We start from the raw sequence: 22,485 nt of genomic DNA, 5'->3' as shown, positions 1-22,485 counted from the left end.
CGAACCGTCGGTTTAACAGAGAGGATTAGTTCCATGCCCCAGGTCGAGCGTTTTCCGATGGGCATCCCATCGGGGTGGTTTTGTATAGGCTATTGTGATGAATTTGAACGCGGGGACATTCACGCGGTTCATTACTTTGGACGTGATCTGGTGGTTTTCCGAAATGACGAGGGCGAGATGGGTTTGCTTGATGCCTATTGTCCGCATCTGGGCGCGCATCTTGGTCATGGCGGTACGATTGAAGGGGACAGTATCCGCTGCCCTTTCCATGGATGGGCTTTCCGTCCTGATGGTTTTTGTACAAAGATTCCCTATGGCAAGATATTTCCGCCGCGCCTTAAACGTGAACCTTTGGCAGAATCCTATCCGGTGGTGGAACGCAATGGTGTGGTCTGGGCCTGGTATCATCCTCACGGACAAAAGCCGCACTACGAGGTTATGACTCATGACGAGTTTACCGAGGATGGTTGGGCCGATCCGGTCAGGCGTATCTGGCGCTTTGCCAGCAATCCCCAGGAAATTGCCGAAAATGGTGTTGATTTTGCCCATTTTGAATTTGTTCACAAAATGGACGCGGTGCCAGAGGGGACAGCGGTTTATGATAAGCATATTCGCAAGAGCGAGGCGCACGGGCATCGTCAGATAACACTCGAGGATGGTTCGACAAAAGAGATAGAGTCCTCAGTTTTTACGGTACAGAACGGCGCAGGACAAAAATTCACACGCCTGAAAGGTGTCGTGGAACTTTCGATGATGGTTCTCGCAACCCCGATTGAAAAAGACGATGTGGAACTGCGTTTTACTTTCACTCATCCCCCGGTTGAGCCGGGTTCACCCGAAGAAAAGGCGGTCGAGCAGGCTATAGCAGGAACCTGCGGCCAGACGGGTGTAGAGGGAGATATTCCCATTTGGCACAATAAAATCCACCGGGCGAACCCGTTTCTATGCGACGGTGACGGACCAATATTGCGGCTACGGCGTTATTTTGAACAATTTTACGTGGATGACGAACAGCCGTCTCTTGCAGCTGCTGAATAAAGGGCGCTGCTGAATAGACTTGACGGTAAGTAAGGAATCTCGGCCCGAGGAAGGCTGGTCGATGTCTGCTGCCGGTCTTGGACGAATATTAATAAGAAAAAATACAATAGGAGAGAGAAAATGACTAATCTACGTTATCTTCAAGGGCCATCAAAAGGCCGCGGTTCTGCGCCTTTGAACAATACAGTTCGCGGTATCAGGGCCACTTATGAAACAGATCCCGATGTTGCCCGCGCTATGTTGCCCCAGCCACTGGTCGGCATTGAGCGTCCGGAAGTCTTCGTTCAAATGGTTCATGTTGCCATGCATGTCAGCGAAGATCGAACAGTGGAAATCGGAGCGCTGACGACCGGAATTAATTGCACCTACGAAGGCAATCCCGGTGCCTATTGCTTCCACATGGCTATGGAAGGTGAATCGGTGGTTACATCAGGGCGTGAGCGTTTTGGTGAACCAAAGAAAATTGCCGATACGACATTTGTGAAAAATGGTGATCATGTGAAAGCGACATGCACGCGGCACGGCATTACCTATTTTGAAATTGAAGGGACGATTGGGGAAGATACTGACAAGCCATTGTCGTTCGAAGAACATATCTTCTGCTACAAAGGCATGCCCTCTATCGAAACACCGGGCGAGTTTGACGGTGATGTATTCCTGACACGTCTGAACTGGGAGCGTGAATATACTCTTCGCAAAGCCATGAAGGGAAGCATTACGCTGCGTGAATCAGCTTATGATCCACTTGCTGATATTCCGGTAAACAAACTGGTTTCCATGGATTATGTCGAGGGTAGCACGAAAACGAGCGGAAACATTCTCCGCACCGTTCCCGGCTCTTTTATTGCGGACCATTGGGTAGGCCGTATGGACGACCCGGTAAATGTCGGCGTTGACGCGGCTGCAGTAGTTACCGAGGCGGCCTGATGGAAACCTTCGCTGGAAAAGTCGCCGTTGTTACTGGCGGAGCAAGTGGTGTCGGTCGCTGTTTGTGTGACCAACTGGTCGCGGCAGGGGCCGACGTTATCGTCGCTGATATCGACAAGCAGCGCCTAGACCAAGTAGCGGAGGAATTGAATGGCTCCGGTCCTGGCAGTGCGGCAAGACTGGAGGTCGATGTCACCAAGGAAAGCTCGGTCGATGCTCTGGCAGAGCAGGTTTTTGCCAAGCATGGCCGAGTGAACCTGCTCTTCAATAATGCCGGTGTCGGGTTGGGAGAAGCGCAAAAGAAAATCTGGTCTATCCCGATCAATGACTGGAATTGGGGCATGGACGTCAATGTTCTGGGCGTGGTCCACGGAATCAAGGCCTTTGTGCCCAGAATGCTGGAATCTGGTGAAGAGGGCGTTGTCATCAATACCTCTTCGTCAAATGGTGGACTGCGTTCATTACCCAACACACCAGTTTATGCGGCGACCAAGGCAGCGGTGACAAGCATTAGCGAAGTTTTATATCAGCAATTGTTGAGAGAAGGGAACCGCGTGAAAGCAGCTATTCTTTTCCCCGGACCGCATACCGTTAACACCGGTATTCTGGCATCGCGTCTGGTTCGTCCGGACGAATATGCCAATGCCGAGCCGGAAGATGCAGTCGCTTATAAAACAATGGAAGACTTAATTAAAACAACGGGTCTGGAGATGCAGCTGACCGAGCCCGAAGAGGTCGCAACTTTTGCTCTTGACGGAATTCAGCAAGGGCGTTTTTGGTTAATCCCGGAAAGTGAGCGTGGAGATAAAATGGTAACTGATCGAACGAAAGAAATCCTCTCTCGCCAGAATCCAGTCTCCGCATGGTAAGTGATACAGTGACCGCGGGTTCTGCTGCAGACACGGCTCATGTCACTGACACGAATAGGGGCGGTAAAGCTTACCGCTTCTATGTCGTGTTTGTCCTGTTCATCGCCTATACGTTCAGCGCGATTGACTCGCGCATATTGACGTTGCTTGTCATCCCGATCCAGGATGACCTGCAACTGACCGATTTTCAGATGAGCCTGCTACAGGGCTTTGCGTTTGCGCTACTATACAGCCTGTCTGCCATTCCTATCGGCAGAATCGTTGACGGCACTTCATCACGAGTTCGCTTGATGACAGGCGGGGTCGGTTTCTGGTCATTCATGACCATTATTTGTGGTTTATCAAATAGTTTTGGTGCTCTGTTTTTTGCACGCGTTGGCGTTGGCGTGGGGGAAGCGACACTAAGTCCCAGTGCCTATTCGGTCATCAGCGATTATTTTGATCGCACGCGAAGAGCGCTGGCGATCAGTTTTTATGCCATCGGCTATTCTGTTGGCGGTGGCTTGGCACTTATTCTGGGCGCTGTCCTTCTCGATTATTTTACAGCTTCGGGTGGCGCCGACTTCTGGATTTTAGGGAAACTGGCTCCATGGCAAGCAGTATTTGTCTGTGTCGGTTTGCCCGGTTTTATCATAATGCTGATGGTCGCAACTATCCGTGAACCTGTCCGGCGTGAACTGGCGACAGGATATGATGCTTCCATTCCGCTAAAAATTGTCTGGCAATATCTGGTCGAGCACTGGCGCGTTTATGGCATGCTTATTGGTTCTTTGGCGTTGATCGCGATGGTCGCATTTGGAACCGCGCTTTGGTATCCGACATTTTTGATGCGGACCTATGGTATGTCGCCTGGTGCAGTGGGGGCAACATACGGGGCTATCATGATTATCGGTGGCACCAGCGGCACATTATGCGGCGGCTGGTTGTCAGGCTGGTTAATGCGCCGTGGCCGCACCGATGCCAATATGAGTATTGTGCTGGGCACCACGATTCTGAAAGGCCTGCCACTGATTTTAAGCCCGTTGATGCCGACACCGTTTCTTGCTCTTTCCCTGATGGCAATAGGGACATTTATCGGACAAGCAGCCCAGGGCGTGATGCTTTCGGCAATTCAGGATGTCACCCCGAACCAGATGCGCGGGCAAGTCACCGCTCTCAGCCTCTTATCCGTTAACCTGATTGGTTTGGGACTGGGTGCCAGTTTTGTTGCAGCAATTACCGATTTCGGATTTGGTGACCCGATGGCAGTGCGTTACTCGATATCCATTGCCGGGGCGGTCATACTACCGATTATTGTGATCGTGATCCTTTTGGGAATGCCGCATTATCGCGCTGCTTTGGCGAATATATCCAGAGCCAGTGAAGCTAGTTGAACCATAGACAGCTTGCTTAACTATGAAGATCTGGAGCGGTATCGGGCAGGGGAAATAACCTGCAAAACCGCTCCAGCAAATTTTTGTCGCCTTTAATCTGTATCGCGCCATCGTCAATCAATTGATCCAGTGGCACCCCGCCATAAACGGTCGCGGCGAGAGCATTTTGATCACATATCAGCAATACATCCCCGCGTGATGCCTCGCCGTGGTCAATCTCAAGCATGCCTTGGGAAATCCTGGTTATAAACTCCTGCTCGCCCAATCGCATGCCGAGAGTGAAATCCAGCCCCTCTGCCAAATCAGCGTTAAACATGGTGCGTAATGACAAGATAACGGAATTAACGCTCATCTGCTTGCCCGGAACCATATTGGGTGACCGCGCTGCCCAGCGACCAATTTCCTTAATCATCTTCTCCGATTCCAGTCCCCATTCTGTCAGCTCATAAACCCATGATGCAGCAGGAGGAGGCAATTTGCGGCGGCGCAACACGGACACAGATTCCAGACCTTCAAGCCGCTGTGTCAATAAATTGGCACTGATACCGGGCAGACTGGCGCGCAAATCCGAGAAGCGTTTTGGCCCGAGCATCAGTTCGCGCATTATCAGCAAGGCCCAGCGCTCCCCGACAATATCGAGCGCATGAGCTGTGGCGCAGCCATCATTATATTCACGTTTTTTCAATGCCTTATCCATTATAGGTTATTTATAATAACTTTCTAGTTGCATAATCTAATCACTATTGAAATATTTACAATGTTGATGAGTCGAAATGAAGGGAAGGAAATGGAAATAGCAACAATATGTTTGTGGTTCGACATTCACGCATAGCGAGGCTTTTTCCTTTTAGATCGTAACCGGGAATCTGGAAGAAACCGACCTTTATCGGAATGAGATCGTCGGCAATGGGGGCCAGCAAAGTCAATGCGGCTGGTGCAAGGACAAATGGGTCTGAGCTGGCAAATTACCCTGCGCGTGTTGACCAAAGCGTTGGCTAAAGACGGCGATGGCGCCAAGCGTGCCTTCACTGCGATGATGCCAATGCAAAAAATTAACGCCGCGGCGATCGAGGCCGCGGTTAAAGGAGAATAAAATGTCTGATGTAACGAATGAACAATACGAACTGTCTGTCAGCCGCCATATCGCTGCGCCGCCAGAAAAAGTCTGGCAGATAATGACAGAGCGCATGGCGCAATGGTGGTGTCCGAAACCGTGGCAGGCAGAGATTATCGAGCAGGACTGGCGCGCAGGTGGGCGCAGTGCGATATTGTTCAAAGGGCCTGATGGCGAAGAAATGCCGCAGGAAGGTATTTTTCTGGAAGTGTCACCGGAAAAACGCTTCGTGACGACCGACGCGGTCACAGGTGACTTTCAACCCGCCGGGCCGTTCATGATCGGCATCTGGGAAATCGAATCCGATGGCGATGGCACCCGCTACACTGCCACCGCACGTCATTGGACCAAGGAAGCACATGACCAGCACAAGGAAATGGGTTTTGAAGACGGTTGGGGAGCATGTGCGCGTCAGCTTGCCGAAATTTGTGAAGCAGAATTTGCCGCAGCATAATCAGTTGCCCCGACCGTTAAGGAGAGAGAAAATGAGCTATATCGAAGGATTTGTTGCAGCAGTCCCCACTGCCAACAAGGAAAAATATCGCGAACATGCCAGCAAGGCATTTGAACTGTTCAAAAATCTTGGCGCAACGCGAATGGTGGAATCTTGGGGCGATGATGTGCCGACCGGAAAGACCACTGATTTCCAGAGCGCGGTCAAGGCAAAGGCAGACGAGAGTGTCGTTTTCTCGTGGATCGAATATCCTGACAAGGCCACGCGTGATGCGGCCAATGAAAAAATGATGAACGATCCCCAAATGGCCGAGAAAATGGGCGAGATGCCATTTGATGGAAAACGCATGATTTTCGGTGGTTTTGAGATGCTTCTCGATTGCAAAGCGGAGTAAATAAAATGACCAATCAACATGGTGATTTCATTTGGTATGAATTGATTACAAGCGATATTGAAGCGGCGCAGAAATTTTACGGTCCGCTAATGGGCTGGAGCTTTTCTGACAGTGGACAGCAGGATCATGATTATCGCATCTTTTCGATAAACGGGAATGATGTTGGCGGGTTTATGGCGCGTCCGGACGGTGCGGAAATACCGCCTAGCTGGATGGGTTATATCAATGTTGATGATGTCGATGCCAGCACCGCGAGTATCAGGGAGGCAGGGGGCAGCATCCATATGGAACCGCAGGATATTGCCGATGTCGGACGGTTCGCTTTCGTTGCTGATCCGCAAGGGGTGATGTTTTACATCATGCAACCGACGCCGGATAATCCGGACGAGACCAGCAACGCCTTTGCCGCCACCAAGCCGCAGGACGGCCATTGCGCCTGGAATGAACTGGCCACGACCGATCAGGCCGGTGCGACCGCTTTTTACGCAGACCAATTTGGCTGGGAGCAAAAGGAGGAAATGGATATGGGGCCGATGGGCACCTATGCGTTCTTCCATCAAGGGACCTACATGATCGGCGCGGTTATGACCAAGCCCGATGAAATGCCGGTCGCCGCGTGGACCTATTATTTCCGCGTGAAGGATATTGATGCAGCGGTAGAAACGATCAAGGCGAACGGCGGTAAAATATTGCTCGATCCCACGGAGATTCCGGGCGGTGAGTTCCAACTAAACGCCATGGACCCACAAGGCGCGTCTTTCGCACTGATCGGCCAGCGCAAATAGCAATGTTGCCATAACGGCTTTCTACGACAGAGAAACAATTAATGGTGAGTATCGAAAGCTACTCACCATTAGTCGCGCCTGCCATCGCCCGCGATTCAGGCGGGTTGCCGCGCAATTGGCCGACGCCATCGCAAGAGAGCGCTGACCAGATATAATAGTTATCTGTAATATTCAGGGGTGATGCTATGCTCGAAAATGGTGACCCCTACGGGAATCGAACCCGTGTTTCAGCCGTGAAAGGGCCGCGTCCTAACCGCTAGACGAAGGGGCCGTACCAATGCTTGGCCAGCGAGATTGGGCGATTAGGGCTATCGGGCGCTTTGGTCAACCCCTTAATGGCGGTTTACGGCCTTATTATCAGATATTTTTTCTATTGTTCCAAATGAAGCGGATTAATCGGCCCATGCGGCGTCTTCCAAATGGATTTCTGCGGCAGGGCGGCTGCCCCAATCGTCGATCTTGGCGCGTCCGGCGATCCATAGTTTGCGGTTTTTGGGTGCGTGGAGCAATGCTTGGCCCAAATCACTTTCCGCAGCGCGAAAGGCGATGGTTTTAATCGACCCGCCGTCATCACCGGCCACAATCATCCGGACATGGTCTTTGCCGACAATATCGCATTTGATAATCCGGACCGGCCCGGCAACAATACGCGGTGCAGGCCAGCCCATTCCATAAGGTCCGGCGCCTTCCATTGCTTCGACGAAGAGAGGATTGACTCCTTTGGGCGATAGCACAGCATCGAGCAGCAGCGCCTTTCCGGCCTGCGCCGCGCCCACTGAATCAGCCAGACGGTCGTTAAGAAATTCGCTAAAAGCATCAATTTTTGCGGCATCAATGGTAACGCCCGCCGCCATAGCGTGTCCTCCACCCGCAATAAGCAGGCCCTGATCCTTGGCTGCGATAATGGCAGCGCCCAGATCAACACCGGCAATTGAGCGTCCTGACCCTTTGCCAATGCCGTCATCATCCTCGGCAATGATAATCGCCGGTCGGCCCAGCTTCTCTTTGATACGGCCCGCGACGATCCCGATCACGCCGGGGTGCCAGCCTTTGGATGACAAAACCGCCACCGCCTGATTCTGTTGTGCAGAGCACATGGCATCGGCCTGTTCAAGGACATGGGCTTCAATGGCTTGGCGTTCCTGATTAAGGTGATCAAGTTCAGTTGCGATTTTACGGGCTTCTTCCGGATCTTGCGTGATGAGTAACCGGACACCCAGATCGGATTTGCCGACCCGTCCGCCGGCATTGATCCTTGGCCCCAGAGCAAAGCCGAGGTCAGAGCATATCGGCGCGCGTTTGAGGCGGCTGGCATCAATCAGAGCGGAGAGGCCGATATTCTTGCGGAGAGCGAGTATTTTAAGCCCCTGTGCAACAAAGGCGCGATTAAGTCCGCGAAGCTGAGCAACATCTGCGACCGTGCCCAATGCAACAATGTCCAGCAGGTTGAGCAGTTTCGGTTCGCTGCGGTTCTGGAAAAAACCCTTGCCGCGTAAATTGCGAACCAGCGCAGCGCCCAAAAGAAACGCCATGCCAACAGCGGCCAGATGACCATGCTGCGCCCCGGCATCGCTTTCATCAAGGCGGTTGGGATTAACCAGCGCACTGGCCTTGGGCAGCGTAGCCGCGCATTTATGATGGTCGACGACAATGACCTCGACACCTGCGTCGTGCGCCATATCAAGCGCATCAAAGGCCATTGCACCGCAATCCACTGTCACTACCAGATCAAAGCCCTGCTGGCCCAGTTTGACGAGCGCCTCACCAGAGGGGCCATAGCCCTCCATCAAGCGGTCAGGAATATAATAGCCTGCCTCTAACCCCAGATCGCGGAGCAGACGGATGAGAAGGGCAGCGCTGGTCGCGCCGTCAACGTCATAGTCACCGAATATTGTAACCTTGTCACCCTTTAGCACAGCCTTGGCCAGCCTTTCGGCGGCGACTTCCATGTCCTGAAAAACCGATGGATCGGGCATGAAACCCCTGATCGTGGGATCGCGGTTTATATCCAGCGTTTCACGGGTCGCGCCGCGAGACAGCAATAGCTGCGTAACCAGATCATCCGGCTGAAAACCGGGATCGCGGGCATCGGCACTGGTGCTGCGCCATTGCCATTTTTGACCGGACAAGGATTGGGTGACATTCAAAACTGCATTCATGATGTGCAGCTATGGGCGATCGACGATGCGCTGACAATCGCTTTGATCGCTGTTAAGGCGGCGGATATGAAAAAACTGCTTATCGTCTATTACAGCTTAACCGGCGGCACGCGGCAAATGGTGGAAGCCGCCGAAGCAGAGGCACGCAAGGAAGAAGAAACCCGAACAATAGTGATGCGCGCAGAGGAGTGCGAGCCGTCCGACATGCTGTCCGCTGATGGCTATATTTTTGCGACGCCGGAAAATCTTGCCGCGATTGCGGGCGTGATGAAGGCATTTTTCGATCGATGCTATTATCCTTTGTTAGGGGAAATAGAAGGGCGGCCTTACGCAGCGATGATTTGTGCAGGTTCGGACGGTGAAAATGCCCGCAAACAACTGGAGCGGATTGCCACAGGCTGGCGATTGAAGAAAGTCATGGATACGCCGATAATCTGCACGCATGCCCAGACCGAAGAACAGATACTTGCGCCCAAAGAGATTAGCGAAACCGATAAAGCGCAATGCGCGGAAATCGGGGCGACACTGGCGGCTGGTCTGGCAATGGGCGTGTTTTAACGACGATATCCCCATCCCCTTCAGGGGAGGGGTTAGGGGTGGGGGCGAGCGCGCGCTTTGCACCCTCCAGCCACAAACCGGCATCGAGCCGATTTGTGCCAAATCCCACCCCCGGCCCCTCCCTTGAAAGGGAGGGGAGAGTAACTTAAATCAACCCGGCAACCCGTTTTTGCAGAGCTGGGATAACCTCTGCCTCAAACCACGGATTGGCTTTGAACCAGCGGATATTTCTGGGGCTGGGATGGGGCAGGGGCAGGGCGTTCGGCCAAAATTCTTGCCATCTTTTGACAGTTTGGGTGAGCGTTTTGGATTTGGCGCTGCCCAGATGCCAGTCGAGCGCATATTGGCCGAGGATCAAAGTCAACTCAATGTCAGGCAAGAGGTCGAGCAAGGGCTTGCGCCATTGCGGCGCACATTCCGGGCGAGGGGGCAGATCACCGCCCTTTCCGGTTCCGGGGAAACAAAATCCCATCGGCAGGATAGCGAATAGCGCAGGATCATAAAATTGCTCCTCACTCACTCCCAGCCAAGCGCGCAGGCGTTTTCCGCTTTGGTCGGCAAACGGGCGGCCAATCTCATGCGTCTTGCGGCCCGGTGCCTGTCCGACAATCAATATTTTGGCGGTAGAACCAGCTTGTACCAGAGGACGGGGGCCAAGCGGCAAACCTTTACAAATTGTGCAGGCTCGAACTTGGGTGATCAGCTTGTCGAGATCATTTGCATGGCCCATCTTCATTCTCGTTTCCGCTTATCGCCCATCCTGCTTGCAAATCGCCTTATCGTTCAGCTTATCATCTTCGGGCGGAATAAAGGTGAAGACATAGGATAAATGTGTCGGAACACGGCCTTTTACGTTGTCGCGCGCGCCATTGACGACGGCAGCAAAGTCGGTGCAAGCCGCTGCGCTTCGCAGATAATCGCTATGGCCGGTGCGGCCCCGGCTGACAGGGGTGGTATCAATTATGGTCAGGCCGCTTTTTTCCGGTGGCACGTCATATTCGGATTTCGCTGCGTAACAGCGTTTCGGCAAGCCTTTTGCTTCAAGTTCGGCCTCCTTAAAAGGATCAAAACAACGCGGACGGCCAAGGCGTGGATATCCGTGAATATCAGCAGATAAAGCCAAAGCCCGGTCTTTTGTCGAGGCATAGACCGTGATCCGGCGGTCATTATTCACCCGGCGGGCAGACAGGACTTCTTCGGCAATGCCGCGTTCAAAATCCTGCCGGTCAATATCGGGGGAGGCCAGAATGATGTTGGAAACGACACTCGAATCACCATTTGACGCCTTATTGTCCACAAATTCAACTGCGGGCAGCACCAATCGCGCGCCCAGCGAGTGAGAGACCAGCACAATTTCCTTTGTCCATGGTTGCTGCGCCAGCTTGGTCAGGAACTGGCGAAAATTGCGCTCGTCATAATACATATTGGTTTCATCAACCGCATATTTCAAAAACTGCCCCTGCGAAGGCCAGCTATATTGAATGACCGGTCCGGTAAATTCGGTAAGCCGGGCGATTTGTGCTGTATCACGGGAGCTGGTGAAAAAAGTCTCACGAAAGCCATGGACATAAAGGAGCACCCGGCCTTCCCGCGCATCCATGGCTTTTGACAGGTCTGTCCACCACCGGGCATCATTGGACAGGGTGAAAGGAATATGCTGCCCGTCCACCTTGCCTTTGGCGTTTAATATATCCTGCGGCGCGGCAAAGCGGCCAAAGCGCACTTTGTTGCTGCGGTGATTAAGCAATTTTAGATCGGCTGTGCGACAATCGGGCAAGCGACTGGTGACAAAGAAAAAAGGTTTATCGCCAGCCGTTACAGCTTCCGGACCAGGATCACAGCGTCCGTTTGCCACATAGTCGGAATGGCGGATCTCACCATAATCGACCGCAGAGATACAGCCCGCCAGCCATAAGGGCATTACGAGCAACAAAAGTTTCAGGGCGCTGGTCCGGTTTTCAAGAACACCGCCAATCATAAATTATGCGCGATGTTCGCTCTTGACCCAGCGCACTGTGCCGGATGACGCACGCATCACTACGCTTTCGGTCGTCATGACACCGCTGCGCCGTTTTTTTACCCCTTCCAGAAGCGAACCATCGGTAACACCAGTAGCGGCAAAAATGACATCGCCCTTCGCCAGCTCTGTCAGGTCGTAAATCTTGTCGAGATCTTCAATGCCCCATTTATAAGCGCGGTTGCGTTCATCATCATTGCGGAAAACCAGCCGTCCCTTGAACTGGCCGCCCACACAGCGCAGGGCTGCTGCTGCCAGAACGCCTTCTGGCGCGCCGCCGCAACCCATATACATATCGACCGTGGTTTCTTCGTCCGTTGTTGCAATTACGCCGGCCACATCGCCATCGGGTATCAACATGATGCCGCAACCGATTTCGCGCAGCTCGGAGATAATTTTTTCGTGGCGCGGGCGATCCAGAACGCAGACGATAATTTCAGCCGGCTTGACGCCTTTTTCCTTTGCGACCGCTGTGACATTTTCCAGAACAGATTTGTCGAGATCAATGATATTGTCGGAATAGCCCGGACCAACGGCCAGTTTATCCATATAAACATCAGGCGCGTTCAGCAGATTGCCTTTCTCTGCAATGGCCAGAACCGCGAGCGCATTCGGGCCTGCTTTGGCGGTGATTGTCGTGCCTTCCAGCGGGTCCAGTGCAATGTCGATTACTGGTGATTCGCCTTCGCAACCGCGACCGACTTTTTCACCGATAAACAGCATTGGCGCTTCATCGCGCTCCCCTTCACCAATGACCACAGTGCCACAGACATCAAGCCCGTTCAGCGCGGCCCGCATCGCTTCTACTGCCGCTGCATCCGCCGCTTTTTCATCACCCCGGCCAATCAACTTGGCAGCGGAAACTGCCGCCGCTTCGGTTACGCGCACCATTTCCAGTACCAGGATGCGTTCGAGTATATCGCTTGATTTCGGCATGTGAGTATAGAGTCCTTTTCTAAGGGGCTGAATTTGAAATAGTCGATAGGGGAGCCGTATGACAATGTCGAGAAGCCTTGTCATCTTGGCCCTGACCCGCACAGCAGTTATTGTAAGTGTCGAGCTTGCCGTGACGGTGCTTATGGTTTTGATGGTGCCTTATGCCAGATTTTACATGCCGCTCAGGCGTCATTCCCTCATAAGAATGACGCGTGTTAGCTGGTAAATATCGCACTGCGGAATGTTTATCAGGGCTTAGTCATGCTCGCTTAACAGATGCATGACGACAGGTGCGTCTTGCAGACTATCTGAATTAGACAGCTTTTCCAGTCCCTGCACGACGTCGCTTTCGCGGCTTTCATGCGTTACCATAGAAATTAGCACCGACCCTTCATCGGTCTTTTCCGTCTGGATCATGCTTTCAATGGATACTTTCGCATCGCGCATGGCTGCTGTAATTTCAGCAAGGACGCCCGGTTTATCTGCTACAACAAAGCGGATATAGCTTTTTCCTGTGCGATTACCGCTTTCGGCGCGTCCACCGTCGGCCATTTGTTTGGCGGGCATGGCGAACACCGAACCGCCATCACAGCGGGCGATATCAATAAGGTCAGCGACAACCGCTGATGCCGTAGGCCCATCACCCGCGCCAGCGCCCTGGAACATCAACCGGCCGACAAAATTGCCTTCGGCAACCACAGCGTTTGTTGACCCTTCGATATGGGCAAGGGGATGATTTTCAGGAACCAGATAGGGGTTGACGCGCTGGAATAATTTTCCGCCATCAATCCGTGCCATGCCGAGCAGGCGGATACGATAGCCCAATGCTTTTGCCTGACTGATGTCAGCGGCCATGATATTGCGAATACCAGCGGTTTCCACACCGTCAAAATCAACCGCTGTGCCAAAGGAAACAGCGGCCAATATTGCCAGTTTATGTGCAGCATCAACGCCGTCTATGTCAAAACTCGGGTCAGCCTCCGCATAGCCAAGATCCTGGGCATCTTTCAAAACAGCATCAAAGTCGCTGCCATATTTTTCCATTGTGGTAAGCACATAATTGCTGGTGCCGTTCAATATGCCATAGACCCGCTCGATGCGATTGGCCGCTGCGCCGTCGCGCAATCCCTTGATTACCGGGATACCGCCAGCAACGGCTGCTTCATATTTCAACGACACGCCCTTGTCTTCTGCCAGCAGAGCAAGCTCCATACCGTGATGGGCGATCATCGCTTTATTGGCGGTGACAAAGGATTTCCCGTGTTTCAGACTGTTTCGGGCCAGATCAAGCGCCGGACCGTCCGAGCCGCCGACCATTTCAACAACACAGTCCACATCTTCAGCGGCCAGTGCGTCCATATCATCAACCCACTTATAAGGTGTCAGGTCAACGCCGCGGTCCCGGTTACGGTCGCGCGCAGAAACCGCAACAACCGAAATAGGACGCCCGGCGCGTTGCGCTATCATTGCACCATTTTCGTTAATCAGGCGAATCACGCCGGAACCGACGGTGCCTAGACCAGCAAGAGCGATACGGAGAGGAGCTGTCATAATATAACCTTGAATTCGTGAAGATGGATCAACTGATCCGATAGTGATGATTAGATGGTGAATGAATGTCTCAGAGCGTCTAATAACGTTACAGCGCTATAATGCCAGCCCGTCCCAGTATTTTTAATCCCAGTATTTTTAATCCCGGTATTTTTTTATCCCGGTAGTTTAATCAACGCCCGTATGAAAAGTCATCATGCCCGCGACATTATATAGGAAGGGCCGCAACAGGAGGACTGAGTTGTCCGCCTGTATAAGCCTTGCTGTATTAATTATCTGCGAATTATCATCCACGGATCAGGCAGCCGAATTAAAGCCCGCGATACTCGGCAGGCCGGGATCGTAGACAATTGCCCAAATCCTGTATCACCAGATCATAATCGCGCCGTGCCTGGTTGGCATTGGCAGCGGAATCGCCGGCCAAGGCTTCTTCGGGCAATGATTTTGGCAGAAAGCATGCCAGCCGATACCATAGCAATGTATCGCGTTTGGGTGCGCGTGCTGCTGCATCGACAATTTCACTTAAAGATACAGCCCAGTGTTTTTTCTGCCCGGCGCGGCTTAATATAGTGATGGAAACCGGATCGCCGGTTTTGGTTTCCAGAAAAATCTGTGTCTCGCCTTCACCGATGATAGTGCCCGGAACGTGAAAGGCATTGCCAATACGATCAATGGCAGGCGGAGCATCACGGGCAACGATTTCCCGCACGATAGAACGGACCCGCTGGTCCCGCTCTGCTGTCCATGCAATCTGGGCGTCCGGTGCGGAAAGCTGTAATTCACCATTGGCAGCGGTAAGATTGCGCGCAAAAATTATAAACGGTTTTTTCTTTATTTTCGGGGCCCGTCCACGCGCGTCAAGGGGCAGGTCGATAAGATAGCGAATCGTCTGTGGGGCTCCGCCCTGACCCCGAATCAAGGCGATTGTTGCGGCTTCAATATAGAATCTTTGCGTGCCGGGAGGCGCATTAGGCGCTCTTTCAGGCTCAACTTTAATGGCTTCCTTAATTGTAACATGAGCTATCACAGGCGAACTGACACTAAGGTCAGCAAGATCGGCGTATTGCAGCGAGTCAGCGGTGGAATCCGATTGTGAAAATGCCGGAGAATCAGCCATTAACGCATAAAGAAAGGCGGCCAGTATCAGAATTGATTTATACATGATTATCCTATAATTTCGGGCATCTTCAGGACCGGTTTATAGGCAATATCAGGTGTTAATGACAGCTTAATTAATAGTAAGCAAACAAAGCGATTGCCTGTCTCCATATACCGCGTTAAAACATTTTTAAGATGGCTTTCACCTTCAAGAAAAGCTGTTATGGGGATTATACAGGAGATGCTGTGTGCTACTATCCAATGGTACGCAGTGTTGATCTTTTGCAAAGATCTGTTCCTGAGGGAAGAAAAGGAGTTATGTTTCTGAATGGCTTATGCTGACCAACAACAAATGAGTTCGAGCAAGATAGTTTCTATTATTCTTGTTGTGCTCATTCACGCGCTGATTGGATATGCTTTGGTTACTGGGCTGGCTTATAGTGCGGTCAAAAAAGTGGCCTCAGAGCTCGATATGATCGATATTCAAGAAGATGAACCTCCGGAAGAGGTTGTAGAACCGCCACCTCCGCCGCCGGACAAGCCGATTGAACCGCCTCCAGTGGTGACGCCTCCACCGATTGTGGCACCACCTGCTGCTCCGCGGCCGGTGATTTCGCAGCAGCCTATAGCGCCGCCAGTAATTGCGCCCGTTATACCTGCTCCGCCACCGCCACCACCTCCACCGCCCCCTCAACGGGCGAATCCGGAACCGCGCGGCAACCCGGGTAACTGGGCGAATGCTAACGATTATCCTTCACGTGCCCTGCGTGAGGAACGCGAAGGTACAACCAGCTTCCGACTGACTGTCGGGACAAATGGTCGTGTGTCTGATTGTCAGATCACCGGTTCCAGCGGACATTCCGATCTTGATGCGGCAACCTGCAAAAATATCAAGCGTAGGGCACGTTTTCGTCCTGCTCTCGATAGTGAAGGAAATCCTGCTGTTTCCACATGGTCCAGTCGGGTTCGTTGGCAGATACCTCGATAATGTAAAACGCAGCGCGGCTCGTTTCTCGGGCCGTTGCAAAAAACTAAATTTTGAATCTAATCTATCCTTGAGGGGAAAATATAATGTTTACTGAAATCTTAGCTGCCGCAGGATCAACGGCACCTCAAAACTCTTTCGGCTTCTGGGAAGCCATGCAGCAGGGCGGTATCATCGCCTGGTTTACACTGGCAGTTCTTGCTATCATGTCCGTGTCGTCATTCTACATTCTGTTTTCAAAACTGTTCGAACAGAATAAAGTGATGAAACAGGGTCAGGCTGCCCGCACAGCATTCTGGAAAGCAAACACGCTGAAAGAAGGCGCTGCGAAACTTGATAAGAACAGCGCGTATCGCCAGATTGTTGATGACGGTATCAAAGCCGAAGAAGATCACGCTCGTCTGACTGACCCTGTGGAAGCCCATGACTGGCTGCACGGTTCGCTGAACCGTTCGCAGGCGCAGATCAATTCTAAACTTGCGACCGGTCTGCCATGGCTTGCAACGGTTGGTGCTACTTCACCGTTTATCGGACTGTTCGGTACGGTTATCGGTATTTATCGCGCACTGATCAAAATCGGTATCGCTGGTCAGGCATCTATTGATGCGGTTGCCGGTCCGGTGGGTGAAGCTTTGATCATGACCGCGCTTGGTCTTGGTGTGGCTGTTCCTGCTGTTCTTGCCTATAACTGGCTGCAAGGTCGTAACAAGCGTATCGCAGAAGACCTGAGCGGTTTTTCCAACGACGTTCTTGGTTACATCTCTTCTGATGGTGCGGTGAAACCGACGACATTGAACAAACCCGCAGCTCCGGCAAAGCCCGCAACGGCAGCCGCTGCAAAGCCAGCCGCAAAGAAATAAGGCGCTAGCCATGGGCCATTTGCCGGCAACTGATGTTTTTGCAAATGGCCCTGGCTGCCCCTGATTTCCGAAGTGCAGAGTTTGCTCTGCCATTTCGATTAGTATTTTTTTGAGAGGATAGAATCTATGGCGATGAATGTTGAGGAGGTAGGCGGAGCTGAAACTCCTCTATCGGACATTAACACGACCCCGCTAGTGGACGTCATGCTGGTTTTGCTGATCATTTTCTTGATCGCCGTTCCGGTGGTGATCCAGACAGTAGAACTGGAATTGCCGGTTCTACCGTTTGAGGTGACGACAACAAAGCCGGAAAATGTCTTGCTCGCTGTTACGACAACAGATGCAGCAGGTCGTGATCCTGGCCATCCGGAATATTCGGGTGCTAATCCCGGCGGCAATTGCCGTATCTACTGGAACACGACGCCGATCAATTCCACCGAATTGGTTCAAAGGGCCGTGAAGCAGTTGGAAAACCAGATTGAATCTTATGGCGGTGTTGAAAACATGTCTCCTGAAGATATGCCCGAAGTGCATATCCGCGGTGACATTAACACCCCTTACCGGTGCATTGGCGGTGCAATTTATGCCATGCAACGCGCCGGTTTTGCCAAGGTCGGGTTCCTGTCTACACCGGTTGTAATCGAGTAGTCCGACACGGTATGAGTTATAGAGTTTTTAAGGAGACGCACCAATGGCCATGAGTGGCGGCAAAGATGATGGTAAGCCGATGATGGAGATGAACACGACGCCGTTGATCGACGTCCTGCTCGTTCTGCTCATCATGTTCATCATTACAATCCCGGTTCAGACCCATGCGGTCAAACTGGATCTACCTGTGGATAGCCCAGACCAACCACCGCCGGACATTGATCCGGTGAAAAACCGGTTGGGCATTACGCCGACAAACCAGATTTTGTGGAATGATACGCCTGTTTCGCTTACTCAAGTAGAAACATATCTGGCACAAACAAAGTCGATGGTTCCGGAGCCTGAGCTTCAGTTCCAGCCTGATGCTGTTAGTGCTTATTTGACGGTTGACCGCGTGTTGGCCAAGATCAAAGACAGCGGTGTCAGCAAATTCGGATTTGTTGGTAACGAACAATATAGCAGCTTTAACAAGGCATCACGTTTGCCCAACTAAGCCTAGCGATTATTCATACAGGAAGGGCGGTGGAGCGATCCATCGCCCTTTTTGTTGCGGAAAAGCTATGGTGGCTTGGGTAATTGCAGCGACGGGATTGGCGCGATTTAATGCCTCGATTTGATGCGTAGGCAATTACTTATGTAGCCTCACGAATAAGCCGCCGCCATCTATGATGTCCTTACTGTCATTATCCTCAACGCGCAGATAAAAGGTTATTTAACCGGCCATTTAGGAAAAGCCCCGTCTAAGCAGGAATAATGATATCGGGACATGCGGCCAAAGCGCAGGCCGGTATAGGCACAGAGATATGGGGCGGGGCTAATTCCAAATGTTCACGCTGACGCATCTCTACAGTGCCAGCAGGCTTGCTCGCTAAACGCGGAATATTGGCCAAGCCATCAGCTTGTTTTATTGCTAAACAGCAACGGCAGGCTGAACCTGTTCCCCGCTAAATTGTAGCTCGGCGAGTTTGGCATAGAGACCGTTCTGGCCGATCAGACTGTCATGATCGCCCTGTTCGACAATCCGTCCGTCATCCATCACAATGATCCGGTCAGCCGAGCGGATAGTGGCGAGGCGGTGGGCAATAACAATGGTCGTCCGGTCCTTCATCAGCCGGTCGAGCGCATCCTGAACCAGTTTCTCGCTTTCGGCGTCCAGCGCCGAAGTGGCTTCATCCAGCAGCAGGATCGGTGTCTTACGCAGCAGCGCGCGGGCTATTGCGACGCGTTGACGCTGCCCACCCGATAGCCGCGTTCCTGCTTCACCCATAAAGCTATCCAGCCCATCGGGCAATTCCAGCAGGAATTTCTCTGCATTTGCGGCGCGCGCAGCGGCCCATATTTCATCATCGGTTGCATCCCATTTGCCATAGCGCAGATTGTCGCGCGCCGAAGCGGCAAAGAGCACCGTGTCTTGCGGAACAAGTGCCATCCGTTCGCGAATATCCGCTGGATCGGCAGAGGGCAGGGCAACCCCGTCAATCCGGACGCTGCCGCTTTGTGGATCATAAAAACGCTGGGCAAGCTGGAATAATGTCGATTTTCCGGCTCCGGAGGGACCAACAACCGCGACGGTTTCGCCGGGTGAAACCGTGAGCGAGAAATGTTTTAGCGCCGCCGTTTCTTGCCGTGTCGGGTAAGCGAAGCTGACATTATCAAATGAAATCTGCCCCCGTGGAGGCTGTGGCAAGGCGATGGGTGATGCCGGAGCAGCAATGCCGGGTTCTTCCGAAAGCAATTCTGCAAGACGGCCCGCCGCCCCCGCGCCGCGAAGCAAGTCGCCATAGACTTCGGTCAGTGCGCCAAAGGAACCTGCGACCAAACCGCCGGTCAGCACAAATGCGGCAATTGTCCCGCCTGATATGCTGCCATCGGCAACGCCAAGGGCTCCGCGCCACATCAACAAGGTTATGCCCGTGAATACCAGCGCAATGACGACAGCGGTTAGCGCGGCGCGCAATCGTATCCGCCGTTTGGCCGTATCAAAGGTGTTTTCGACCGCGCCGGAAAAGCGTTCATGCTCGCGCTCTTCTTGTCCAAAGGCTTGCACGATTTTCATCGCGCCAAGCGTTTCGGCAATCATCGCTCCGACATCGGCAACCCGGTCCTGGCTAAAGCGCGAAACATTGGTGAGTTTCCGGCCAATGAACATAATCGGCAGGATGACAATGGGAATACCCAGCAACAGGCCAGCGGTCAGCGTAGGGGCCAGCGTGAACAAAAATATAATTCCGCCGATCCCGATAACCATATTACGCAGCGCCACCGATACGGTCGTGCCGACAATCTGTTCGATTATTGCGGTATCCGATGTCATCCGCGACGCAATTTCCGATGGCCGGTTTTCTTCAAAGAAAGCGGGGGCAAGGCGCAGCAAGTTGCGCTGGACCGCCAAGCGGATATCAGCAACCACCCGTTCGCCAAGCCAGCTCACAAAATAGAAGCGAAGGGCCGTGGCAACGGCCAATATGGCAACAATGACCAACAAAGTCTGGAAATAGGGGGCCACATCCCCGCCGCCCGATGCAAAGCCTTCATCGACAATAGACTTAAAGCCCCAGGGAATAGCCAAAGTCGCCAAGGCAGCAAACAACAGGGCTAGCGCAGCAAGGATGATTTGTTTCGGGTAACAAATGGCCCGATCCCACACCATTCGCAAGTTACCGATTTTTCTGGTTGCTGGCTCCTGGGCCTCTGACGGCTCCTGTTCGGGGGCAGTTTCGTTGGTATTTTCACTCATAAACAAAGCCCCTAGCAGCCCGAACTTTCGGTCACAATCCTGTTGGCAACCGGAAGAAGATAGTATGACAAACGCATTAAAACCGGCCTTGCATAAATAGGAAATAATTCCCCGATACCAAGAAGCCCTTCCATATTTTCGAACCAATATGCCAAGTAACGCGTTTGGTTATAGCCGGTGGCAGGCGAAACCCATTGGCCTATGCGGATGAGCTACCCACTGGTAACATCGTGCAAAAGCCCCTAAGAACCCATGACATTTTGGCGGTTTTCCGTTGAACGATTCGCTCCGAAAGTCAAGAAGGCAAACGGCAGCATAATAATTAGGGGGATATTCGGTGAACCAGATCGCATCAAAGGGGCAATTGCGAATGTCACTGTTACGATGGGTTTTTTTCATCGTTCCGGTGGTTGTATTATTGGGATTTCTATCTGGCCAGATAGCTGGATCAACCGAAGATAACCGCTGGTTTCAAGCGCTGGTAAAGCCGGATGCACAGCCGCCCGGATGGATGTTCGGCGCTGCATGGACAGTTCTTTATATCATGATGGGCACCGCACTGGCGATGGTAATGCATGCCCGCGGTGCGCCGTTGCGCGGTTTGGCGATTCTGTTGTTTCTGGTCCAATATGCCATGAACCTGCTCTGGTCACCGCTATTTTTCGGCATGCATCAGGTAACAGCTGCATTTTGGCTGCTCATCGGAATATTGGTGGCCGCTTTTGTCACAACCGTAGTTTTCGGACGCGTCCGCAAGGCCGCGGCATGGTTGATGGTTCCTTATCTGGCATGGTTGTGTTTTGCCGGTATATTGAACAAACAGATCATCGAGCTGAACCCGCGTGCGGAAACACTTGTTGTACCGGCGGCCAGTACCCAGATATAAGTCCTATCAACAGCCTGACCCCCAGACGGAGAATATGACATGCAGAGCCAGAACAGATTTTTTGATGACCTATCCAAAGTGTTGAACGGCTTTGCGGGCACGGTGGCCGGAGTAGGCCGTGAAGCCGAGGCCGGTGCGCGGGAACGCGCAAAGGAATGGTTTGGCGGTATGGATTTCGTATCGCGTGAGGAGTTTGAAGCGGTCAAGGAAATGGCGGCAAAGGCCCGCGCAGAGGCGGACGCATTGAAAAAGCGGCTTGATGCTTTGGAAAAAGCGGCTGCCGGTGCGGCAAAACCCGCAGCGCGAAAACCGGCTGCGAAAAAGGCTGCTGTAAAACCTGCGGCCAAGTCCCAACCAAAGGGCTAGGTTTAATCCCGCTTTGGAAATATGCTTGATGGTAAAATGCCACTGGTTCCTTGCGCCGATTATCCACAATCTTCCCACAAACAATGTAGATGAGCGCCCCGCTTCGCTTGCCCTCTATGCTGTGCTGGGCCACTAAGGCCTAAGAACACAGTCTGCGACACGCGAACAGCGACGCAAATGATTTGGAGCCGTTATGCTTGACGATATTTGGTCCGAGCTGGATCAGGAAGAAGCCCCGCCGGTTGATATGCTGGCTGCGTTTTTTGAAGCGCGTGGCTGGTCGGTCAACCATGCCAGCGACGAAGAGATTTCGGTAGAGATAAAGGGCAATTGGACCAGTTATCAATTACGGGCGGTCTGGCGGGACGAAGACCATGTGCTGCAATTGCTGCTGCTGCCGGAGATCCGCGTTCCCGATGACAAGAGGCTCGCCATTTATGAAACGCTGGGGCTGATAAATGAACAGCTGTGGCTGGGGCATTTTGATTTTTGGTCGAGTGACAATATATTATTGTTCCGTCATGCCATCATGTTGAACGGCAGCGGGATGCTCGGCCTTGATCAGGCACAGACAATTGTCGATATGGCGATTGATGAATGGGAACGCTTTTACCCCGTGTTCCAGTTTGTCCTGTGGAGCGATAAAAGCCCGCAGGATGCAATTGCCCATGCTATGATTGATATTCAGGGCGAGGCATGAAGGACTGTTAGCTGCTTTGGACAAGGAGGA

At 52.6% G+C, this 22,485-nt stretch carries 26 protein-coding genes and 1 tRNA gene; 18 read left to right on the top strand and 9 right to left on the bottom strand.

The annotated features are described in order from the left end of the window. Positions 1 to 33 precede the first annotated feature (33 nt). From AB1K62_RS06775 to AB1K62_RS06760, 4 genes are all read left to right on the top strand, one after another. A complete protein-coding gene (locus tag AB1K62_RS06775) occupies positions 34 to 1,038 on the top strand; it encodes a Rieske 2Fe-2S domain-containing protein (protein WP_367002358.1) in 1,005 nt (334 codons plus the stop codon). Between the two features lie 120 nt (positions 1,039 to 1,158). Then, positions 1,159 to 1,965: an acetoacetate decarboxylase family protein gene (locus AB1K62_RS06770; protein ID WP_367002356.1), complete on the top strand. Its 807-nt coding sequence runs from the start codon at positions 1,159 to 1,161 to the stop codon at positions 1,963 to 1,965. Then, complete coding sequence (locus AB1K62_RS06765) at positions 1,965 to 2,834, top strand: SDR family NAD(P)-dependent oxidoreductase (RefSeq protein WP_367002355.1); 870 nt, start codon at positions 1,965 to 1,967, stop codon at positions 2,832 to 2,834. The genes AB1K62_RS06770 and AB1K62_RS06765 overlap by 1 nt, the downstream gene beginning before the upstream one ends. Further along, positions 2,828 to 4,207: an MFS transporter gene (locus AB1K62_RS06760; protein ID WP_367002353.1), complete on the top strand. Its 1,380-nt coding sequence runs from the start codon at positions 2,828 to 2,830 to the stop codon at positions 4,205 to 4,207. Before AB1K62_RS06765 ends, AB1K62_RS06760 begins: the two co-directional genes overlap by 7 nt. Positions 4,208 to 4,223: 16 nt before the next feature. On the opposite strand, the gene AB1K62_RS06755 is transcribed toward AB1K62_RS06760, so the two are convergent. Then, positions 4,224 to 4,892: a winged helix-turn-helix transcriptional regulator gene (locus AB1K62_RS06755; RefSeq protein WP_367002351.1), complete on the bottom strand. Its 669-nt coding sequence runs from the start codon at positions 4,890 to 4,892 to the stop codon at positions 4,224 to 4,226. Positions 4,893 to 5,058: 166 nt separating this feature from the next. Here AB1K62_RS06755 and AB1K62_RS06750 point away from each other — a divergent pair, with 166 nt between their 5' ends. From AB1K62_RS06750 to AB1K62_RS06730, 5 genes are read left to right on the top strand one after another with little or no spacing between them, the layout of a single operon-like run. Continuing rightward, a complete protein-coding gene (locus AB1K62_RS06750) occupies positions 5,059 to 5,163 on the top strand; it encodes a VOC family protein (RefSeq protein WP_367002789.1) in 105 nt (34 codons plus the stop codon). Continuing rightward, positions 5,133 to 5,300: a hypothetical protein gene (locus AB1K62_RS06745; RefSeq protein WP_367002349.1), complete on the top strand. Its 168-nt coding sequence runs from the start codon at positions 5,133 to 5,135 to the stop codon at positions 5,298 to 5,300. Before AB1K62_RS06750 ends, AB1K62_RS06745 begins: the two co-directional genes overlap by 31 nt. Before the next feature lies 1 nt (position 5,301). Beyond that, positions 5,302 to 5,775, top strand: a complete 474-nt coding sequence (locus tag AB1K62_RS06740; protein ID WP_367002348.1) for an SRPBCC family protein — start codon at positions 5,302 to 5,304, stop codon at positions 5,773 to 5,775. 31 nt (positions 5,776 to 5,806) lie between these two features. Continuing rightward, a complete protein-coding gene (locus AB1K62_RS06735; protein ID WP_367002346.1) occupies positions 5,807 to 6,169 on the top strand; it encodes a DUF1428 domain-containing protein in 363 nt (120 codons plus the stop codon). 5 nt (positions 6,170 to 6,174) lie between these two features. After that, positions 6,175 to 6,954: a VOC family protein gene (locus AB1K62_RS06730; protein ID WP_367002344.1), complete on the top strand. Its 780-nt coding sequence runs from the start codon at positions 6,175 to 6,177 to the stop codon at positions 6,952 to 6,954. 196 nt (positions 6,955 to 7,150) lie between these two features. Here the strand turns inward: AB1K62_RS06730 and AB1K62_RS06725 are convergent. Then, positions 7,151 to 7,225, bottom strand: a tRNA-Glu gene (locus AB1K62_RS06725). 121 nt (positions 7,226 to 7,346) lie between these two features. Continuing rightward, the gene (gene recJ, locus AB1K62_RS06720; RefSeq protein WP_367002343.1) at positions 7,347 to 9,113 is read right to left on the bottom strand and encodes a single-stranded-DNA-specific exonuclease RecJ; all 1,767 of its coding nucleotides are present in this window, start codon (positions 9,111 to 9,113) and stop codon (positions 7,347 to 7,349) included. Between recJ and AB1K62_RS06715 the strand changes: the two genes are divergently transcribed. Next, the gene (locus tag AB1K62_RS06715) at positions 9,087 to 9,671 is read left to right on the top strand and encodes an NAD(P)H-dependent oxidoreductase (protein ID WP_367002342.1); all 585 of its coding nucleotides are present in this window, start codon (positions 9,087 to 9,089) and stop codon (positions 9,669 to 9,671) included. The two genes, recJ and AB1K62_RS06715, sit on opposite strands and share 27 nt — an antisense overlap. 145 nt (positions 9,672 to 9,816) lie before the next feature. Here the strand turns inward: AB1K62_RS06715 and AB1K62_RS06710 are convergent, their stop codons facing one another. The 3 genes from AB1K62_RS06710 to glpX are packed head-to-tail and all read right to left on the bottom strand — an operon-like array spanning position 9,817 to position 12,624. Then, positions 9,817 to 10,407, bottom strand: a complete 591-nt coding sequence (locus tag AB1K62_RS06710; protein ID WP_367002340.1) for a uracil-DNA glycosylase family protein — start codon at positions 10,405 to 10,407, stop codon at positions 9,817 to 9,819. A gap of 12 nt (positions 10,408 to 10,419) precedes the next feature. Further along, the gene (locus AB1K62_RS06705; protein ID WP_367002339.1) at positions 10,420 to 11,649 is read right to left on the bottom strand and encodes an alpha/beta hydrolase; all 1,230 of its coding nucleotides are present in this window, start codon (positions 11,647 to 11,649) and stop codon (positions 10,420 to 10,422) included. 3 nt (positions 11,650 to 11,652) lie between these two features. Beyond that, positions 11,653 to 12,624: a class II fructose-bisphosphatase gene (gene glpX / locus AB1K62_RS06700; protein ID WP_367002337.1), complete on the bottom strand. Its 972-nt coding sequence runs from the start codon at positions 12,622 to 12,624 to the stop codon at positions 11,653 to 11,655. Positions 12,625 to 12,682: 58 nt separating this feature from the next. On the opposite strand from glpX, the gene AB1K62_RS06695 reads away from it, so the two are divergent. Next, positions 12,683 to 12,850 (top strand): hypothetical protein, encoded by a 168-nt coding sequence (locus AB1K62_RS06695; RefSeq protein WP_367002335.1) that lies wholly within the window; start codon positions 12,683 to 12,685, stop codon positions 12,848 to 12,850. Positions 12,851 to 12,879: 29 nt separating this feature from the next. Here the strand turns inward: AB1K62_RS06695 and AB1K62_RS06690 are convergent, their stop codons facing one another. Beyond that, a complete protein-coding gene (locus AB1K62_RS06690) occupies positions 12,880 to 14,175 on the bottom strand; it encodes a homoserine dehydrogenase (RefSeq protein WP_367002334.1) in 1,296 nt (431 codons plus the stop codon). Between the two features lie 310 nt (positions 14,176 to 14,485). Further along, on the bottom strand, positions 14,486 to 15,337 hold the full coding sequence (locus tag AB1K62_RS06685; protein WP_367002332.1) for a hypothetical protein: 852 nt from the start codon (positions 15,335 to 15,337) through the stop codon (positions 14,486 to 14,488). A 264-nt stretch (positions 15,338 to 15,601) separates the two neighbouring features. Here AB1K62_RS06685 and AB1K62_RS06680 point away from each other — a divergent pair, with 264 nt between their 5' ends. From AB1K62_RS06680 to AB1K62_RS06665, 4 genes are all read left to right on the top strand, one after another. Beyond that, positions 15,602 to 16,261: an energy transducer TonB gene (locus AB1K62_RS06680; RefSeq protein ID WP_367002330.1), complete on the top strand. Its 660-nt coding sequence runs from the start codon at positions 15,602 to 15,604 to the stop codon at positions 16,259 to 16,261. 83 nt (positions 16,262 to 16,344) lie between these two features. Then, positions 16,345 to 17,118, top strand: a complete 774-nt coding sequence (locus AB1K62_RS06675) for a MotA/TolQ/ExbB proton channel family protein (RefSeq protein WP_367002329.1) — start codon at positions 16,345 to 16,347, stop codon at positions 17,116 to 17,118. 126 nt (positions 17,119 to 17,244) lie between these two features. After that, positions 17,245 to 17,766, top strand: coding sequence for a biopolymer transporter ExbD (locus AB1K62_RS06670; RefSeq protein WP_367002327.1), 522 nt, complete (start codon positions 17,245 to 17,247; stop codon positions 17,764 to 17,766). A gap of 43 nt (positions 17,767 to 17,809) precedes the next feature. Further along, positions 17,810 to 18,259, top strand: coding sequence for a biopolymer transporter ExbD (locus tag AB1K62_RS06665; RefSeq protein ID WP_367002325.1), 450 nt, complete (start codon positions 17,810 to 17,812; stop codon positions 18,257 to 18,259). A gap of 417 nt (positions 18,260 to 18,676) precedes the next feature. Here AB1K62_RS06665 and AB1K62_RS06660 read toward each other — a convergent pair whose 3' ends face one another. Beyond that, positions 18,677 to 20,503, bottom strand: a complete 1,827-nt coding sequence (locus AB1K62_RS06660) for an ABC transporter transmembrane domain-containing protein (RefSeq protein ID WP_367002324.1) — start codon at positions 20,501 to 20,503, stop codon at positions 18,677 to 18,679. A 337-nt stretch (positions 20,504 to 20,840) separates the two neighbouring features. On the opposite strand from AB1K62_RS06660, the gene AB1K62_RS06655 reads away from it, so the two are divergent. From AB1K62_RS06655 to AB1K62_RS06645, 3 genes are all read left to right on the top strand, one after another. After that, positions 20,841 to 21,389: a TspO/MBR family protein gene (locus AB1K62_RS06655; RefSeq protein ID WP_367002322.1), complete on the top strand. Its 549-nt coding sequence runs from the start codon at positions 20,841 to 20,843 to the stop codon at positions 21,387 to 21,389. A gap of 39 nt (positions 21,390 to 21,428) precedes the next feature. Then, positions 21,429 to 21,755, top strand: a complete 327-nt coding sequence (locus AB1K62_RS06650) for an accessory factor UbiK family protein (protein WP_367002320.1) — start codon at positions 21,429 to 21,431, stop codon at positions 21,753 to 21,755. A gap of 193 nt (positions 21,756 to 21,948) precedes the next feature. Beyond that, positions 21,949 to 22,455 (top strand): YbjN domain-containing protein, encoded by a 507-nt coding sequence (locus tag AB1K62_RS06645; RefSeq protein WP_367002318.1) that lies wholly within the window; start codon positions 21,949 to 21,951, stop codon positions 22,453 to 22,455. The last annotated feature ends 30 nt before the right edge of the window (positions 22,456 to 22,485 follow it).

The sequence above is a fragment of the Parasphingorhabdus sp. JC815 genome (assembly GCF_040717415.1).
Lineage (GTDB): Bacteria > Pseudomonadota > Alphaproteobacteria > Sphingomonadales > Sphingomonadaceae > Parasphingorhabdus.
The sequence above is the reverse complement of the archived record's forward strand: the minus strand, read 5'-3'. Positions and strand labels throughout refer to the sequence as shown.

Excerpts from the sequence above, each read along its gene's own strand:
- AB1K62_RS06760 (WP_367002353.1), top strand. The coding sequence starts at position 2,828 with ATGGTAAGTGATACAGTGACCGCGGGTTCTGCTGCAGACACGGCTCAT.
- AB1K62_RS06765 (WP_367002355.1), top strand. The coding sequence starts at position 1,965 with ATGGAAACCTTCGCTGGAAAAGTCGCCGTTGTTACTGGCGGAGCAAGT.
- AB1K62_RS06660 (WP_367002324.1), bottom strand. The coding sequence starts at position 20,503 with ATGAGTGAAAATACCAACGAAACTGCCCCCGAACAGGAGCCGTCAGAG.
- AB1K62_RS06705 (WP_367002339.1), bottom strand. The coding sequence starts at position 11,649 with ATGATTGGCGGTGTTCTTGAAAACCGGACCAGCGCCCTGAAACTTTTG.
- glpX (WP_367002337.1), bottom strand. The coding sequence starts at position 12,624 with ATGCCGAAATCAAGCGATATACTCGAACGCATCCTGGTACTGGAAATG.
- AB1K62_RS06740 (WP_367002348.1), top strand. The coding sequence starts at position 5,302 with ATGTCTGATGTAACGAATGAACAATACGAACTGTCTGTCAGCCGCCAT.
- AB1K62_RS06650 (WP_367002320.1), top strand. The coding sequence starts at position 21,429 with ATGCAGAGCCAGAACAGATTTTTTGATGACCTATCCAAAGTGTTGAAC.
- AB1K62_RS06710 (WP_367002340.1), bottom strand. The coding sequence starts at position 10,407 with ATGAAGATGGGCCATGCAAATGATCTCGACAAGCTGATCACCCAAGTT.
- AB1K62_RS06775 (WP_367002358.1), top strand. The coding sequence starts at position 34 with ATGCCCCAGGTCGAGCGTTTTCCGATGGGCATCCCATCGGGGTGGTTT.
- AB1K62_RS06745 (WP_367002349.1), top strand. The coding sequence starts at position 5,133 with ATGCGGCTGGTGCAAGGACAAATGGGTCTGAGCTGGCAAATTACCCTG.
- AB1K62_RS06665 (WP_367002325.1), top strand. The coding sequence starts at position 17,810 with ATGGCCATGAGTGGCGGCAAAGATGATGGTAAGCCGATGATGGAGATG.
- recJ (WP_367002343.1), bottom strand. The coding sequence starts at position 9,113 with ATGAATGCAGTTTTGAATGTCACCCAATCCTTGTCCGGTCAAAAATGG.
- AB1K62_RS06685 (WP_367002332.1), bottom strand. The coding sequence starts at position 15,337 with ATGTATAAATCAATTCTGATACTGGCCGCCTTTCTTTATGCGTTAATG.
- AB1K62_RS06695 (WP_367002335.1), top strand. The coding sequence starts at position 12,683 with ATGACAATGTCGAGAAGCCTTGTCATCTTGGCCCTGACCCGCACAGCA.
- AB1K62_RS06770 (WP_367002356.1), top strand. The coding sequence starts at position 1,159 with ATGACTAATCTACGTTATCTTCAAGGGCCATCAAAAGGCCGCGGTTCT.
- AB1K62_RS06735 (WP_367002346.1), top strand. The coding sequence starts at position 5,807 with ATGAGCTATATCGAAGGATTTGTTGCAGCAGTCCCCACTGCCAACAAG.
- AB1K62_RS06690 (WP_367002334.1), bottom strand. The coding sequence starts at position 14,175 with ATGACAGCTCCTCTCCGTATCGCTCTTGCTGGTCTAGGCACCGTCGGT.
- AB1K62_RS06670 (WP_367002327.1), top strand. The coding sequence starts at position 17,245 with ATGGCGATGAATGTTGAGGAGGTAGGCGGAGCTGAAACTCCTCTATCG.
- AB1K62_RS06675 (WP_367002329.1), top strand. The coding sequence starts at position 16,345 with ATGTTTACTGAAATCTTAGCTGCCGCAGGATCAACGGCACCTCAAAAC.
- AB1K62_RS06730 (WP_367002344.1), top strand. The coding sequence starts at position 6,175 with ATGACCAATCAACATGGTGATTTCATTTGGTATGAATTGATTACAAGC.
- AB1K62_RS06645 (WP_367002318.1), top strand. The coding sequence starts at position 21,949 with ATGCTTGACGATATTTGGTCCGAGCTGGATCAGGAAGAAGCCCCGCCG.
- AB1K62_RS06680 (WP_367002330.1), top strand. The coding sequence starts at position 15,602 with ATGGCTTATGCTGACCAACAACAAATGAGTTCGAGCAAGATAGTTTCT.